At 59.2% G+C, this 16,792-nt stretch carries 10 protein-coding genes and 1 tRNA gene; 4 read left to right on the forward strand and 7 right to left on the reverse strand.

Features of this window, described 5'->3' with window-relative positions:
• The first annotated feature begins 376 nt into the window (after positions 1 to 376).
• Positions 377 to 1,441 carry a 3-deoxy-7-phosphoheptulonate synthase gene (locus A3730_RS15930; protein ID WP_063520646.1) on the forward strand — a complete coding sequence of 355 codons (1,065 nt, stop codon included), beginning with the start codon at positions 377 to 379 and terminating at the stop codon, positions 1,439 to 1,441.
• Positions 1,442 to 1,743: 302 nt separating this feature from the next.
• On the opposite strand, the gene A3730_RS15935 is transcribed toward A3730_RS15930, so the two are convergent.
• The 6 genes from A3730_RS15935 to smc all read right to left on the reverse strand — a co-directional run bounded on the left by A3730_RS15935 (position 1,744) and on the right by smc (position 11,198).
• Positions 1,744 to 2,655 carry a PhzF family phenazine biosynthesis protein gene (locus tag A3730_RS15935; protein WP_063520647.1) on the reverse strand — a complete coding sequence of 304 codons (912 nt, stop codon included), beginning with the start codon at positions 2,653 to 2,655 and terminating at the stop codon, positions 1,744 to 1,746.
• 168 nt (positions 2,656 to 2,823) lie between these two features.
• Positions 2,824 to 3,252 carry a hypothetical protein gene (locus A3730_RS15940; protein WP_007148883.1) on the reverse strand — a complete coding sequence of 143 codons (429 nt, stop codon included), beginning with the start codon at positions 3,250 to 3,252 and terminating at the stop codon, positions 2,824 to 2,826.
• Positions 3,253 to 3,542: 290 nt separating this feature from the next.
• Positions 3,543 to 4,127 (reverse strand): transglycosylase SLT domain-containing protein, encoded by a 585-nt coding sequence (locus A3730_RS15945; protein WP_063520648.1) that lies wholly within the window; start codon positions 4,125 to 4,127, stop codon positions 3,543 to 3,545.
• A complete protein-coding gene (gene ligA, locus A3730_RS15950; RefSeq protein WP_063538437.1) occupies positions 4,124 to 6,454 on the reverse strand; it encodes an NAD-dependent DNA ligase LigA in 2,331 nt (776 codons plus the stop codon). Before ligA ends, A3730_RS15945 begins: the two co-directional genes overlap by 4 nt.
• Positions 6,455 to 6,697: 243 nt before the next feature.
• On the reverse strand, positions 6,698 to 7,645 hold the full coding sequence (zipA, locus tag A3730_RS15955; protein ID WP_063520110.1) for a cell division protein ZipA: 948 nt from the start codon (positions 7,643 to 7,645) through the stop codon (positions 6,698 to 6,700).
• Positions 7,646 to 7,700: 55 nt separating this feature from the next.
• Positions 7,701 to 11,198 carry a chromosome segregation protein SMC gene (smc, locus tag A3730_RS15960; protein WP_063538439.1) on the reverse strand — a complete coding sequence of 1,166 codons (3,498 nt, stop codon included), beginning with the start codon at positions 11,196 to 11,198 and terminating at the stop codon, positions 7,701 to 7,703.
• 478 nt (positions 11,199 to 11,676) lie between these two features.
• Between smc and cysZ the strand changes: the two genes are divergently transcribed.
• Positions 11,677 to 12,459: a sulfate transporter CysZ gene (cysZ, locus tag A3730_RS15965; RefSeq protein WP_063520798.1), complete on the forward strand. Its 783-nt coding sequence runs from the start codon at positions 11,677 to 11,679 to the stop codon at positions 12,457 to 12,459.
• Between the two features lie 255 nt (positions 12,460 to 12,714).
• Here the strand turns inward: cysZ and uvrB are convergent, their stop codons facing one another.
• Positions 12,715 to 14,730 (reverse strand): excinuclease ABC subunit UvrB, encoded by a 2,016-nt coding sequence (uvrB, locus tag A3730_RS15970; protein ID WP_063520799.1) that lies wholly within the window; start codon positions 14,728 to 14,730, stop codon positions 12,715 to 12,717.
• 456 nt (positions 14,731 to 15,186) lie between these two features.
• On the opposite strand from uvrB, the gene A3730_RS15975 reads away from it, so the two are divergent.
• Both A3730_RS15975 and A3730_RS15980 read left to right on the forward strand, forming a co-directional pair.
• Positions 15,187 to 16,377 (forward strand): pyridoxal phosphate-dependent aminotransferase, encoded by a 1,191-nt coding sequence (locus A3730_RS15975; RefSeq protein WP_063520800.1) that lies wholly within the window; start codon positions 15,187 to 15,189, stop codon positions 16,375 to 16,377.
• Positions 16,378 to 16,445: 68 nt separating this feature from the next.
• A tRNA-Asn gene (locus A3730_RS15980) sits at positions 16,446 to 16,521 on the forward strand.
• Positions 16,522 to 16,792 lie beyond the last annotated feature (271 nt).

The following is a 16,792-nucleotide window of genomic DNA, read 5'->3' on the forward strand; positions in this document are numbered from 1 at the left end:
GAAGCGAATTCAAGAGGCATGACCATGCACGCAGCACAGCTCAACACACGCACCCTGACTGGCCCAGTGGCCGGTATGGCGGTGTCTGCTGCGTCTTATTACGGGTATTGGTTTAGCCGCTCGCGCGCCTGACCGACACTCAGGCGCGCCCGTTAAGGGACGCCTGCCGAACACATGAAACCCCGGCCGGTAACCCGCCCGGGGTTTTTTATTGCCCACACAAACAGACAAATGCAACACAGGGACAACACCATGTATCGCTATCGACTGAACCGCCTGACCACCCGATTTAGCCGCTGGCTACGTCAGCGCACCGCCACACAACGATCGACGAATCACGCGCGACGATAACGCGCCGCAGTATTAAGGGAAGATCATGCAACAGGTAAACAGCCAACAGACAGAGAACACCGACAGCCGACTCCACCACCATCAGGCTTCGCCACGACGCAGCCTGCCGCTGCCCTCCCCCACGGTGCTGCGTGAGCGGCTGCCGGTTGATGGCCTACTGGCGACACAGATCGAACAGCACCGACAGACCATTCGCAATATCCTTAATGGCGAGGATCCGCGCCTGTTGGTGATCACCGGGCCCTGCTCCCTTCACGATCCCAAATCCGCCCTGGAATACGGCCACCGCCTGGCCGAGTTGGGTGCGCAGCTGGACGATAAAATCTTCATCGTCATGCGCGCCTACGTGGAAAAGCCCCGTACCACCGTGGGCTGGAAAGGCATGCTCTACGACCCACACCTGGACGGCAGCAACGATATCGCCACCGGATTGAACGTCTCCCGCCACCTGCTGCTGGATCTGGCCCGGCTGGGTTTGCCACTCGCCACCGAGCTACTGCACCCCATGGCCGCCGATTACCTGGGCGACCTGCTGAGTTGGGCGGCCATCGGCGCACGCACCACGGAATCGCAGATTCACCGGGAAATGGTCAGTGGCCTGCCCCTGCCGGTGGGGTTCAAGAATGGTACCGATGGCAGCATCGGTGTGGCCTGCGACGCCATGGGGGCTGCCATTCACCCACACACGCATCTGGGCATGGATGAGCATGGCCATAGCGCCCTGCTGCAAACCGCCGGCAACCCGGACACCCACCTGGTGCTGCGCGGCGGCCACGACGGCCCCAACTACGATGCCGCCAGCGTGCAAGCTGCCGCCGCTGCACTGGAGGCCAAGGGCTGCAACCCGCGACTGATCGTGGACTGCAGCCACGCCAACAGCGGCAAGGATCCGCTGCGCCAGCCCGCGGTATTACAGGATCTGCTACAGCAACGAACTCAGGGGCAAACGGCTATCGCCGGGGTGATGCTGGAAAGCCATCTCCATGAGGGCCGGCAGGGGCAGGACAAGCCGCTTCAGTACGGCCTGTCCATTACCGATGGCTGCCTGGGCTGGGACAAAACCCGATCGGCACTTTGCGCGATTGGATAAGATCGAACGGGACAGGGAAACCCACACCCCCTCCCATTGCGGAAGGGGTGTGACGTGAACGTTGCAGGCACCGCTTGCGCTGCCATACTTTAACGATTCTCAGGGCCGACGACTCCACAAGGGAACCCACATGCTCAATAACCTGACTCTCGACCAACTCATCACGGCCTTCGTCGTTTTCCTTTGCGTCATCGCCACCGTGGCGTTCATCGTCTATCTGAAAAATCGCTCGGGTAACGAATAGTTTAGGGTCACGAATAGTTTAGGGTCACGAATAGTTTAGGGTCACGAATAGTTTAGGGTCACGAATACAACAGTGATCCCGTCCCCATCTTGATCACGTTGCCACCAATGCGGCAGCGCACTTCCTTGCCCGGGCGCTTGTCGAACTCCGCATGGAGAATACTCTTGCGCGTCTCATGACTGCCCCGGTCTATCGACAGCGTATGGGTCCCCGGCGCGGTCTCGCCCTGCTCTGCCAGGTAAGCAATAAACTCCGGCATCACGGCGCCAATGGGGGGAAAGGCATCGCGGGGTAATGAAGGATTCAACAAACGCCCGTGGAACTCCGTAAACCCGGTAATGCTGCCCGGGGCGAACAGAAACAACTCCGAGGTGTACACACCGCCGAACAAGTCGGACCAACGGTCCGCATTCAGACTGGCGGCCAGCACGTGCTCCGGTTTGGTAAAGGGCACGACCAACGTTGGCTTGTCCACACTGACCACCATCGGTTTGTACTTGCTGAAAGAGATGTGTTTTTCGTCAATATTCAGCGCCGCGGCCAGACGGGGAATTTCCGGGGTGTAGCGGTCAATGGTCGGAGTCAGCACCCGGGCAAACTGAATGGCCCCCGGCGAGCGGCTATCACCCTTATCAATAAAGCTCTCAATCCATTGTTCGTTTTGCCTAAGCAGAAACGAAGCAAACTCGCCCTCATCCTTTGTCATTCCCATTTCATAGGCCACATAGGAGGCGGCCAGAATGGTATGGGCACCAAATAATTGCCGGCCTTTGCTATTGAACACCGTCACTGGCGAAGCGCTGTTGCCCGGCTCGATAAACACCGTTTCGGTTTGCTGAAACTCACCGGCAATGGCCGTTTTGCTGGAGTCACTACTGTTGGCCGCATCCAGTGTAACCACCGGAACCTGGGTGCCCTGAAAGGGTGCACCCGCGAATACATCAAGCAACGAATAATCGAGAGCCATCATCCTCACCTTTTTTATAATCGTCTCTCTCGACTATGCCGCAAGGGGATAAGAATGCAATCACAGAGAAGGGAAAATAACAGCAAATGAGGAGGGGTTTTTACGTAGGTCGGATTAGCCTAATGGCGTAATCCGACATTTAACCGAGCCGTTACAGCACGGGGGAAAAACTCAGGCGATAGCCCCTTCACGGGCCCATTCGCAACGTACTCGCAGGGGGGCGTCAGAGGGTTCGTGGTACACATCGGCACTGTCCCACACGAAGGTATGAAACCCGGACAACTCGGTTTCCAGGTGCACTACCGCATTCACCCAGTACATGTTTTTGAGCAGGGACTCGAACTTGGCAATCCAGTGTTCCCACTCGTACTCCACCGCCCGATAAGACATGCCGAAATGAATCACCTGGGTCTGGAAGGTGCCGCCCATCAAGTCATCACCGGGCACGGAAAACATTTCCCGACACAGGAACGGCCACTCATCTGCCTGCGGCAATTGCCGAATGGCTTTACGGTTCTGAAAACAGCTCGTCTTGCGCTCCTGCAAATTGCCAAACGGCAAATGCTTGATGCAACCGTAAACGATGGATTCGTTATCCAAAAAACACCCCGAAAATCAGCTAACAGCTACGAGTTTCTAGCTTACAAGGACAAGCACATAAAAATACAGGTACCCGGTTCGAGTCTTTCGCGAAAGAAGCAATATAACGACATTTACCCACCTCACCAGACGCAAACGGTACAGCTATTGACCCCCTACAAAGAAACCCAAATCATAATGAACTTTTCGACCCTCCCTATCTAATTTGCGTAGCTCGTAGCTCGTAGCTCGTAGCTCGTAGCTCGTAGCTCGTAGCTCGTAGCTCGTAGCTCGTAGCTCGTAGCTCGTAGCTACCCCCTGCCACATCCCTGCATCTGTTGCTGATAACGGTTTGCCATGGATGCCGTGCGTTGGGCCGCGCCTTTCATCCACTTGTTGTTTTTCCAGGTACCGCGGGCATAGCCGCCGTGGCCGGCGTAGTAATTGAGGTAAAGGTTATAGGTGTCGTTACGGGCCACGCCGTTTTTTTTGTAGCTCTGGTAGTGGTACCAACCGACAAACCGCACCGCATCCTTGAAATCATCCCGGTCCGCACCACGGCGACCGGTGGCGTCCTTGTACCAGTCCCAGGTGCCATCCAGCGCCTGGGGATACCCATAGGCCGACGACGGGCGTTTCCAGGGAATGAAACCCAGCAGCTTGGTCCGGGGCGGCCTGGCCTTGGCGTTGAAACCCGATTCCTTGTAGATGGTTGCCATCAATACCGGTACCGGCACACCGTATTCCTTCTCGGTGTTCTTGGCGTACTTATACCAGTTATTGAACCAGCCACCCCTCTGATCGAACACCGCGCAGACATTGTCCGTGTTGGTCGGTGTGCCGGCACAGCCACTCAGGGTCAGTGCCGCCAACAGCAGGGGTAGCCAGATTTTCATAACGCTCCCGGGTCAATGCCGTGCTGGGTCAACAGGGACAGTAGCGCAGCTTCGTCGCACACCTCAACGCCCAAGGATTCCGCTTTCGCCAGTTTGGAACCGGCCGACGCGCCCGCCACCACCGTACTGGTGTTTTTGGACACCGACCCCGCCACTTTTGCTCCCAACTGCTGCAACGCCTGTTTGGCCTGGTCACGGGTAAGCTGCTCCAGGGTGCCGGTAAGCACCCAGGTTTGCCCTTCCAACGGCCGACTTTCGGCCTGGGCCGGGGCGCGGGCAGACAGAGCGGCAACCTGATCCTCTGCCTCCTGCAAGCGGGCTTGCCAACCGTTCTCCGCCAGTGCCCTGGCCAGCTGCGTCATAACCCCGGAGCGCACGCCCTGGGGTTCCGCGCCCGCGCCTTCAGCCGCCGCCACGCTCAATTGCGCCACGGTGCGGAAGTGCCCACCGAGGGTTTCCAAGGACTTGTCACCAATGCCCTCAAGATTCATGCCCAACCGCTTGGCGGCTTTCAGCAACTGCGCCAGCGTCAGGCTGTTCACAAAGGCTGCCGAGGGCACCCCGCTGGCCTGCGGGTTCACCCCTTCCGCCAGCAAGCCGTCGATCACTACCTCGTTATCCGCTTCCGCAAAGAAGGCACCAATGGCCTTGGCCACTTCCATGCCCACATCCGGCACCGCCAGCAGCAACAGCAAGGGAGCGCGGCGGATGCCCTCCAGATCACCAAAACAGTCCGCCAGGTTTTTGGCGGTCTCTTCACCGATCTGCAAAATGCCCAGAGCAAACAGGAAACGGCCCAGCCCCACGGTCTTGGACGTCTCCAGTGCGGCAATCAGGTTATCCGCGGACTTCTCGCCCATGCGCTCAAGGCCCGCCACCTGCTCCGCTTTCAAGCGGTACAGGTCGGCAACGGTGGCAATCAGCTCCTGATCCACCAGCGCATCCACCAGCTTGTCGCCCAGGCCATCGATATCCATGGCCCGTCGGGACGCAAAATGCTTGATGGCTTCACGCTGTTGAGCGCCACAGATCAGCCCACCGGTACAACGGGCCACCACCTGATCATCGCCGCGCAGAATGTCGCTACCGCACACCGGGCAGGACGTCGGCAAGGCAATATCCCGGGCGTCCGCCGGGCGGCGCTCTGGCAGCGCCCGCACCACCTTGGGAATCACATCCCCTGCACGATAAACCTTTACCGTATCCCCTATATGTAAGTCCTGCTTCTCAATTTGGTCGATATTGTGCAGGGTCGCGTTACTCACCGTGACACCGCCCACCTGCACCGGCTCCAGCCGTGCCACCGGTGTCAGTGCGCCGGTGCGGCCCACCTGCCAGTCCACGCCGTTCAGCACAGTAAGCTCTTCCTGGGCGGGGAACTTGTGGGCAATGGCCCAGCGTGGGGCGCGGCTGACAAACCCCAGATCCTGCTGCCAGTCGAAACGGTTGACCTTGTAAACCACGCCATCGATGTCGTAATCGAGTCGATCGCGCTTTTCCAGAATGCCCTGGTAGAACGCCAGTAGTGCATCAACACCCGCACACACCCGCACCTCCGGGTTGACCCGCAGCCCCCAGCTGCGCAGGGCATCGAGCATGTCAGCGTGGGTAGCCGGCTCGCTGACACCCTCCAGCTGGGCCATGGAATAGGCATAAAATTCCAGCGGCCGGCTGGCGGTGATGCGGGGGTCCAGCTGGCGCAGACTGCCGGCCGCCGCGTTGCGGGGATTGGCAAATACCTTCTGACCGGCCTCTTCCTGGCGAGCATTCAGCGCCGCAAAACCACCGTGGGGCATTACCACTTCACCACGCACTTCCAGTCGCGACGGTAGCGCGTCGCCGCGCAGTGTCAGGGGCACTGAACGAATAGTTCGGGCATTAACGGTGATGTTCTCGCCGGTCTGACCGTCCCCACGGGTGGCCGCCCGCACCAGCTCCCCGTTCAGGTACAACAGGGAAATCGCCAGCCCATCCAGCTTGGGCTCGGCCACGTAATCCACCGTTTCGTTCACATCCAGACGTTCGCGAATGCGTTTGTCGAAGGCGTGCAGGTCATCATCATCGAAGGCGTTATCCAGGCTCAGCATGGGGACTTCGTGTTGCACCTGTTCAAACGCATCCAGCGGCACGTCCCCAACCCGCTGGGTTGGCGAATCGGCGCTAATCAAATCCGGATACTGGGTTTCCAGGTCTTTGAGCGCACGAAACGCCCGGTCGTACTCCGCATCGGGCACCGCCGGATCGTCCTGCACGTAATAGCGGTAAGACCAGTCGTTGAGCTGGTCACGGAGGTGTTGGGCTTTCTGGATGATGTCTGGATTAGGCACGGTAGCAGCAGCTAATGATGAAAGTGAATAATGGATAGCGAACGACTCGCTCTGTAGGAGCGCCACTTGAGGCGCGAATCCCGATGTTGCTTTTCTACCGCTTCGCGCCTCAAGTGGCGCTCCCACAGTGTCATCTTAAACGTAGGGCGCATCCTGCAGATGCTAGGAGTCTCGAGGTACGAGTAACGAGGTACGAAAACCTTTTGTATTTCGCTTCTCGAAACTCGTCACTCGCAACTGCTTTTACGCGCTGGGCACCCGCTGACGCCGTTCGAATTCCTGCACACGCTGGCGCAGGTGTTCCATGGTCTGCGGAGTCAGCACGCTGTGTTGTTCATCCTTGAGTTCACCGTCCAGCTCAGCGGCCAGGCGCTGACAAATGGACAGCATCTTGTCCAGTGCGCCCATAGCATCCGTCGGCCCCGGCAGCTTCAGGAAGAAAGTGACACCGGCAAAGGTCTTGTCTTCCATGGTATCCAGATCGAAGGTGCCCGGCTCAACCGCGTTGGCCATGGAGAATTGCAGCTCATCAGCACCTTGCACACTCACATGCCGGTGGAAAATATTCATCCGGCCGTAACGCAGCCCCGCTTCCAGCAGCATTCGCAACAGCGCGCTGCCATCGAACGGCGCGCCACGGTGCGCAATCAGGTGTACCACAATCACTTCCAGCACGGGCTGGGGCTCACTGGGTGCCTTGGGTGCGGGCCGGGCTTCAACCCGCGCTTCCTGGCGCGGCGCCTGACGCGGCGAACCCCGAGGGGCCGGTTCGGGCTCGGGTTTCGGTTCAGGCGGTTTTTCCGCTACCGGTTGTGTCGGCACCGGGGCGGGCTCGACATCAGGCTCCGCCGTGCGCTCTGGCTGGGACTCTGGTTCCTGCTCACCGTCGAACAGGCTTTGCTGCTCTGCGGTACGCGCTTGCGCCGCCGCTTCATCGGGTTCCATCACCATGGGCGGACGCTCATCCTGCTCTGCGTCTTCCATGGCCCGGCGGATAACCCGTGCAGAGCCAATCAGCTCCGGGTTATAACCGCTGCCCTCTTCTTCCTCCGCCTGATCGCGGTAGCGCGGATCGATGCGCATGCGCAGTCGCCCATGCCGCTCCCTGATCATCCGCCGCACACCGTCGGCCAGAATCAGCAGAATCAGAATAACCAGAATACCAATCAATGTTTCCAGGTTCAGGCCCATTGCCTCTTCTTCCTTGCTTGTGCTGAAGTGCCGCTGTTACAGCGGCACCGATTCCTCACATCGCCGCCATTTCGGCCGCTTCTTCCACATCCACCGATACCAGACGGGATACACCGGGTTCATGCATGGTGACCCCCATCAGGGTAGCAGCCATCTCCATCGCAATCTTGTTATGAGTGATGTAGATAAATTGCACTTTTGCAGACATTTCCGATACCAGGTTACAGAAACGCCCCACATTCGCATCGTCCAGCGGCGCATCCACCTCATCGAGCAGACAGAATGGCGCCGGGTTAAGCTGGAAGATACTGAACACCAGTGACAGAGCGGTCAGCGCTTTTTCCCCACCAGAGAGCAGGTGAATGGTGCTGTTTCGCTTGCCGGGTGGCCGCGCCATGATGGTGACACCGGTATCGAGCAGGTCATCTCCGGTGAGCTCCAGGTACGCATGACCACCACCGAAGACTTTCGGGAACAGCTCCTGCAGACCACGGTTGATACGATCAAAATATTCCTTGAAGCGCGCCCGGGTTTCCCGGTCGATCTTGCGGATGGCGTTTTCCAGGGTGCCGAGGGCGTCTTCCAGGTCTTCGTTCTGGCTGTCCAGGTAGTTCTTTCGCTCGGATTGCTGCTGGTACTCGTCGATGGCCGCCAGGTTGATCTGCCCCAGGCGGGAAATCCGCTGGCCGATCATATCCATCTCCTGGGCCCACTGCTGCTCATCGGCTTCGTCCGGCAGGTTTTGCAGCACGGTATCCAGATCAAAATTCTGTTCAGAAAGCTGCTCGGCCACGGTCTGCCGGCGGGTGCTCAGGTCCTGCCACTGCATGCGTTTCTGGTCCATGGTGCTGCGCACTTCCTGAGCCTGACGCTCAAACTGGCCACGCTGCCCTTCCAGGTTACGCATTTCATGGTCCACCGTTTCCAGTTCACGGCGGGCTTCGGCGAGTTTGTGCTCGGCTTCCAGACGCACTTCCAGCTTTTCTTCCAGCTGCATTTGCAGTTCCGTACCCGGCTCATCGCCCTCATTGGTCTGCTCTTCCAGCAGCGCCTTGCGCTCCGCCATCATCTGCACCTGGGTTTCCAGGCGGCTCAGGTTCTGGCGCAGCGAGTCTGCCTGGGTGCGGGCGCCCTGCACTTCCATGGCCAACTGGTGGGACTGATCGCGGTCGTGGCGCGCTTTCTGACGGGACTCGTCCAGCCGCAGGCGCAGCTCATCCCGGCGGGATAGCAAGGTTTCGCGCTCGCCGCTGTCGGTTTCCATGGCGTCCAGCGCTTCCGCCAGCACCGCCCGGGCTTCTTTCAGGTGTTCCTGTTCCTGCTCCAGCTGCTCGTTGGTCTCGTCCATTTCCCGGCTGAGACGCTCACGGCGCATGGTGATCTGCTCCAGGCGCACCTGCCGGGCGCTGACCTGGGCATTGATCTCGCCCAGCTCACGGTTGATCCGGCTCGCCTGGCGCTGCACTTCCTCGCGCTCTTCTTCCAGCTCGGAAATCTGTTCGCGGGTGCTTTCCAGCTGCTCTTTCAGGCTATCCACGGTGGCCTGGAGGGTGTCAATGTCACCTTCCAGAGTCTCCAGCTCACGGCGGCGCTCGAGGATGCCGGCTTCCTGATCTTCCTCTTTGGCCACTTTCAGCCAGTCCGGGCCCAGCCAGATACCGTCACGGGTCACCACGGATTCGTGGGCCTCCAGCTGGCCACGCAGGGTCAACGCCGCATCCAGATTATCGGCCACGTACACCCCGGCCAGCAGACCTTCCGGAGCCTGCCCCTGAACGTGTTCACGCAGTAGCGTGGATTTGCTGCCCGCCGCCGTCGTGGCGCTGGGGCTAACCAGCGCCACCCGGCCATGGGACAGGTCATCCAGCCATTCCCCGAGCTGATCAAAACCGCTAACGGCGACGGCCTGAATGCTGTCGCCCAGCACCGCTTCCAGGGCTTTTTCCCAGCCTTCCGCCACTTGCAGCTGGTCAGCCAGCCGCGGTTCGTCATCCAGCTCATGCCGGGTCAACCAGTCGCTGACCGCACCATCGTCGCCCATGGCCGCTTTCTGCAGGGCTTCCAGGGAGGTGCGACGGCCCTTCAGGCTTTGCAGCTTCTCGCGGGCCTCATCCAGCTGACGGCCCCGGTCGCCGTTATCGCGGCGGAGCTGATTGATCTCTTCCTGCAGGGACTCGCTGCGCAGTTCGTTTTCTTCCGACTGCCCGCGATATTGCTCTACCTGTTCTTCCAGCTCGCGCATTTCCTGGGCCAGCGGGCCGGCATCCAGGGATTCCTGCTCTTTCTTCAGGCGGTCGATACGGTCGCGAAGTCGCTCCTGGGACTTGTCCAGATGCTGAATGCGGGACTGCTCCACCTCGGCCTGACGGCGTGATTCCCCGGACTTGCCGTTGAACTCTTCCCACGCCTGCTGCCAGTTCTGCATGGTCTCTTCAGCCAGCGCCAACGCTTCGCTGGAGGCTTCCTGCTGTTCGGAGACCATTTCCAGTTCTGGCTCGCGCTCGGCCAGAATGGCCTCCAGTTCTGCCACTTTCTCGCTGTCGATACGCAGGTGTTCGTCGCCTTCTTTCCAGCTGGCGCGCACCTGATCCAGCTCTTCGTACAGCTGCTGCTTGCGCTCGCGCTGATGCTGGATGCTCTGCTCCAGACGTGCCACTTCCGCCCCCAGGGCGTAAAAATGCTGCTGGACTTCGTTAAAGCGCTCCTGCACTTCATGGTGCTTCTCGCGCAAACGCTCTACTTCCGCGTCCACGTGGCGCTGTTCCGCCACTTTCGCTTCCATGGACACGTCCAGTTCGCCAATCACGTGGTCCAGCTGCTTAACCTGCACATCCAGCCCTTTCCAGCGCAATGCCTTGAGCTGCGCGCCTTTCAGACGCTCTTCCTCTTTGTACTGCTTGTATTTCTCCGCCGCACTGGCCTGTCGGCTCAAACGCTCCAGCTGACGTGTCAGCTCATCGCGGATATCGGTCAGTCGCTCCAGATTTTCACGGGTACGTCGAATGCGGTTCTCGGTCTCGCGGCGACGGGCCTTGTACTTGGAGATCCCTGCCGCTTCCTCGATATACACCCGCAGCTCTTCCGGCTTGGCTTCAATCAGCCGGGAAATCATGCCCTGCTCAATAATGGCGTAGCTGCGCGGCCCCAGGCCGGTGCCCAGGAAGATGTCGGCGATATCCTTACGGCGGCATTTGGTGCTGTTCAGAAAGTAATTGGACTGTCCGTCCCGGGTCACCTGGCGCTTCACGGAGATTTCGTTGAATTTGCCGTATTCCCCGGTCACGGTGGCGTCGGAGTTATCGAAAACCAGCTCAATGGAGGCCTGGGCCACCGGCTTGCGCGCATTGGAGCCATTGAAGATGACGTCAGCCATGGACTCGCCACGCAGGTGCTTGGCGGAGGACTCCCCCATCACCCAGCGAACCGCATCAATGATATTGGACTTCCCACACCCGTTGGGCCCCACCACAGCGGTGAGGTTTTCCGGGAAATTGGTGGTGGTAGGGTCCACGAAGGACTTGAACCCGGCCAGTTTTATGGATTTCAGTCGCATAGTGTCTGCTTAACTCGGGCCAACAGGCCAAAAATTGGGCAAAAACAAGGGTTTTCACCGCCCCCTGAAGCGATTACGGCGCACCTGGGCACTAAAAGGGCTAAGTCTAGCGACAACCGCAGTCGAATTCATCAGGCACAATACCGATTAAGGCCGCGGCACGCTTCATGCGGCAAGTAACACGCCGCAAACCCGGACACGTTTTACGGCATTTGATGTTTTCAGGGCCTCGGCAACGGCGCGGGTTGCGGTCTTGCTCCTGCCTGAAACGCCCTTTCCCCGCCGAGGCTCGGATTCGGAACGTCTACGGCAAAACCTCCCAACATCTCTCGCTTTCCCGTGCCGCAGAGGGCTGCAGCTCGCAACGTGTCTGCACCCTGTGCAGCGAGGAGCACCACAGGTAACATTCGGCACAACCTGTGTCCGTGTTGCTGCGTGCAGCATGTTGCATGAAGCGTCTCTTTTAAAAGGATTGCCCGTGTCCCAGATCGCCGATGCCATTGCCTACCTGACCCGCAGCCTGAAACTGGCCCGCAGCCCGGAGCTGCGGCGCTATGTGATCATCCCGCTGATCTTCAATATCCTGGTATTTGGTGGCCTGTACTGGCTCAGCGGCAGCTGGATTGCCGGCTGGATCACCGCCGCCACCGCAGACTGGGCACTGACCGGGTTCTGGAGCTTCCTCAATGGCGCCCTGCACTTCCTGGTCGATGCGGCGGTGGTGCTGGTGTGGATTCTTCTGCTGGGCCTGTTCGCCAGCGTGTTTTCCATCGGCGTCCAGCTGATTGCCGCACCGTTCATGGGCTTTCTGGCCGAGAAAGTGGATATCCAGATTACCGGCCACCCCATGAACGACGAATCCATCCCCGCCATGATCGTGCGCACCTTCAAGCGCGAACTGCGTAAAACCTGGTACTGGCTGTGGCGCGCTGTTCTGATTCTGTTTGTGGTCGGGGTGATTTACTTTATCCCGGTGATCAACGTGCTGGCATCCGCTATCTGGTTCCTGTGGTCCGGCTGGCTGCTGGGCATGCAGTACATCGATTTCGGCGCCGACAACCGTCAGGTGCCATTTGAGGTGATGCTGGAACGGCTGAAAGAAAAACGCTGGCTGGTGCTGACCTTCGGCGCCATCGTCATGGCCCTGACCATGATCCCGCTGGTGAACCTGTTCATCATGCCGGTGGCGGTGATTGCCGGGACGCTGATCTGGGTGGAGCAGCTGGCACCGCAACCGCAGGATCAGAAGACCCCCATCTAACTCTCTACAAGGCCGCTGTAGGAGCGCCTCTCGAGGCGCGAATCCGAGCCTAGGCGAGGAAATGGAGGCGGATGCACCCGATCTTTCTAGAGGGGTTGGCGATTAGGTATATTCCTGATCACCCTGCGGGCAATTTCCTTGCTGCGCAAGGTTCGCGCCCCAAGCGGCGTTATTCGCTTCGCTCACCCCTTCCGGGGCCGCCCAGCGTGCGTTACTCCGCTCCGCTACGTTCCTACAGCGGCCTTGTAGAAACGTTTACCGCATAAATCCAAGCTCTCTGAGCTGGTGAATTTTGTCGCGAGTGGCTGCGGCGTCCTCGAATTCCAGGTTCTTGGCATGCTCCATCATCTTCGCTTCCAGTTCCTTGATTTCCTTGGCCACCTGCGCCGGTGAGCGGGCCTCCAGATAATCCGCACCGGACTCTGCCACCTTCTTCTCGCCCTTGTACTTGCGATCGAAACGGCTACCGCCGCTGTCATCCATGATGTCGCGGATTTTCTTGTTAAGGGCCTGCGGGGTGATACCGTTGGCCTTGTTGAAGGCTTCCTGCTTCTCGCGGCGACGGTCCGTTTCGTCAATGGCCCGCTCCATGGAACCGGTCATTTTGTCCGCGTAGAGAATCGCACGGCCATCCACGTTCCGTGCCGCCCGGCCAATCGTCTGGATCAATGAACGGTCGGAGCGCAGAAAGCCCTCCTTGTCCGCATCCAGAATCGCCACCAGCGCCACTTCCGGCATATCCAGGCCTTCACGCAGCAGGTTGATCCCCACCAGCACGTCGAACTTGCCCAAACGCAAATCGCGGATAATTTCCACCCGCTCCACCGTATCGATATCGGAATGCAGGTAACGCACGCGGATGCCGTGCTCATTGAGGTATTCGGTGAGGTCTTCCGCCATGCGTTTGGTCAGCGTGGTGACCAGCACTCGCTGCTCTTTGGCAATGCACTCCTTGGCTTCACCCAGCAGATCGTCCACCTGAGTGGTCGCCGGGCGGATCTCGATCTTCGGGTCCACCAGGCCGGTGGGCCGCACCACTTGCTCCACCACCTGCCCCGCATATTTCTGCTCGTAGGGTCCCGGCGTGGCAGACACAAACACCATTTGCGGCGCCAGCAGCTCCCATTCCTCGAATTTCAGCGGCCGGTTATCCATGGCCGAGGGTAAGCGGAACCCGAAACTCACCAGGGTTTCCTTACGAGAGCGGTCGCCTTTGTACATGGCGCCCAGCTGCGGGATGGTCACGTGGGACTCATCGGCAATCAGCAGCGCATTCTCCGGCAGGTAGTCAAACAGAGTCGGCGGGGCATCACCCGGTGCCCGACCGGAGAACAGCCGGGAATAGTTTTCCACCCCGTTGCAGTAACCCAGCTCCTGCAGCATCTCGATATCGAACCGGGTGCGCTGCTCCAGCCGCTGGGCTTCCACCAGCTTGTTCTGTTCCTTGAGCTCCGCCAACCGCTCGGTGAGTTCTTCCTTGATCATCTCCACCGCCTTGAGCACCGTTTCCCGGGGCGTGACGTAATGGCTCTTGGGGTAGATGGTGGTGCGTCCGATGCGGCGGATTACCTCGCCAGTGAGCGGATCAAAGATGCTGATGGACTCCACTTCGTCATCGAACAACTCGATACGTACCGCCTCTTTTTCTTCTTCCGCCGGAAAGATATCGATCACATCCCCGCGCACCCGGTAGGTGGCACGGCGGAAATCCATTTCGTTGCGGGTGTACTGCAGCTCTGCCAAACGCCGCAGCAGCTCACGCTGATCAATATGATCGCCCCGCACCAGATGCAGCACCATGGCGTGGTAACTGGCCGGGTCACCCAGACCGTAAATGGCGGAAACCGTGGCCACGATAATGGTGTCCGGGCGCTCCAGAATGGCCTTGGTGGCCGACAGCCGCATCTGCTCGATCTGCTCATTCACCGAGGCATCCTTCTCAATGAAGGTATCAGAACTGGGCACGTAGGCTTCCGGCTGGTAGTAGTCGTAATAGGAAACGAAGTACTCCACCGCGTTTTCCGGGAAGAACTCCCGGAATTCCCCATACAACTGGGCCGCCAGCGTCTTGTTGGGCGCCATGATGATAGTGGGCCGGCCGGTCTGCTGGATCACATTGGCCATGGTGAAAGTCTTGCCCGACCCGGTGACCCCCAGCAGCGTCTGATGACCCAAGCCGTCATCGATACCCTCAATCAGCTGTGCAATGGCCGTGGGCTGGTCACCAGCAGGCTGGTAATCGGAATGGAGCTTGAAGAGGCTTTCGGACATGGGGTCTTCCTGATGACTATCCTTCCCCGCCGGGAAGGCAGCAAAATCATGGTTTAAAAATCGAGACGTAGTGTAACAGAGCCGGCGTGAATGCGCGGCAGAACAACAACGCCAGAAACACCGGATTCCCCTGTAGGAGTTCCTCTCGAGGGACGAACCGCGCGCAGCGCGAAACGCCCAAAGGGCGAAGGTTTTGGATGATGACAGAGTGTCCGGCCGCTATTCACCTGGCCTGAAAGGCCCTGCGCAGATTCGTCCCCTGGAAGGGAACTCCTACAGCGGCTTTGTAGAGAGCTCGAGCCCAACAAGCCAGCGCTGGTTGAGCCCCCCACCCTCCGTCCCCCACAAGGAAATACGGGACATTCACTGCCTGATCCGGTAAAATGCACGCCCCTTTCTGCGTCGATCCTGCGTCAAAAGCGCAACCATTCGACTCTCTAGATGAACGAGGAGTGCATGTCCGATATCAGCCTTTCCGACCGCGTACAACGCATCAAGCCGTCTCCCACCCTTGCCATCACCGCCAAAGCCGGTGAATTGCGCGCACAGGGTAAAGACATTATTGGGCTGGGTGCCGGTGAGCCGGATTTCGATACGCCGGATCATATTAAAGACGCCGCCATTGAAGCAATCAAAGCCGGCAAAACCAAATATACCCCGGTAGACGGCACTCCCGGCCTGAAAAAAGCCATTATCGACAAGTTCCAGCGCGATAACGGCCTGTCCTACGAGCCCGGCCAGGTGCTGGTCTCCAGCGGTGGCAAGCAGAGCTTCTTCAACATGGCCCTGGCCCTGCTGAATGACGGTGACGAAGCCATCATCCCCGCGCCTTACTGGGTAAGCTACCCGGACATGGTGCTGGTTGCCGGCGGCGTACCAAAAATCCTCGAAACGGACGTAAACAGCCGCTTCAAGATCACCCCGGAACAGCTGGAAGCGGCGATTACGCCGAAAACCCGCCTGTTCGTAATCAACAGCCCCTCCAACCCTTCCGGCATGGCCTATTCCCTGGAAGAACTGGCCGCTCTGGGCGAAGTGCTGAAAAAACACCCGAACATCATCGTCGCCACCGACGACATGTACGAGCATATCCTGTGGACCGGCAAGCCGTTCATCAACATCGTCAATGCTACCCCGGAGCTGTACGACCGCACCGTGGTCATGAATGGTGTCTCCAAGGCCTACTCCATGACCGGCTGGCGCATCGGCTACGCGGCCGGCCCGCAGAAGCTGATTGCAGCCATGAAGAAGGTCCAGTCCCAGTCCACCTCCAACCCGGCCTCCATCAGCCAGGCTGCCGCCGAAGCCGCGCTGGCTGGCGATCAGGGTTGCGTGGACGAGATGGTCAAAGCGTTCAAGGAACGTCACGACTACCTCACCGCCGCACTGGATGCCCTGCCAGGCGTGAAATGTGCCAAAGGTGACGGCACTTTCTATGCCTTCCCGGATTTCTCCGAAGCCATTGCCAACATGGATGGCGTGGAATCCGACACCGACCTGGCCACCCTGCTGCTGGAAACGGCAGAAGTAGCGCTGGTCCCCGGTTCCGCCTTCGGCGCACCGGGCTGCATGCGCCTGTCTTTCGCCGTCGGCATGGATACCCTGAAAGAAGCCATCCGCCGGATTGAGCAAGCATTGGCTAAATAAGCAACAAACGCACCCCCGGGGTGTTGACGACCCCGGGAGGCGTCACTAATATACGCGCCTCAAGACATTCCGCCTTAGCTCAGTTGGTAGAGCAAATGACTGTTAATCATTGGGTCGCTGGTTCGAGCCCAGCAGGCGGAGCCAAATAAGAAAAGGGCTTATCCACACGGGTAAGCCCTTTTTCTTTGCCCAATGATTGGCCGCCCTGCGGTCGACGGTTAATCATTGGCGAATTCAGTTGAATCCGCCTAGTTCGAGCCCAGCAGGCGGAGCCAAATAAGAAAAGGGCTTATCCACACGGGTAAGCCCTTTTTCTTTGCCCAATGATTGGCCGCCCTGCGGTCGACGGTTAATCATTGGCGAATTCAGTTGAATCCGCCTAGTTCGAGCCCAGCAGGCGGAGCCAAATAAGAAA

This window comes from Alcanivorax sp. HI0044 (assembly GCF_001634945.1).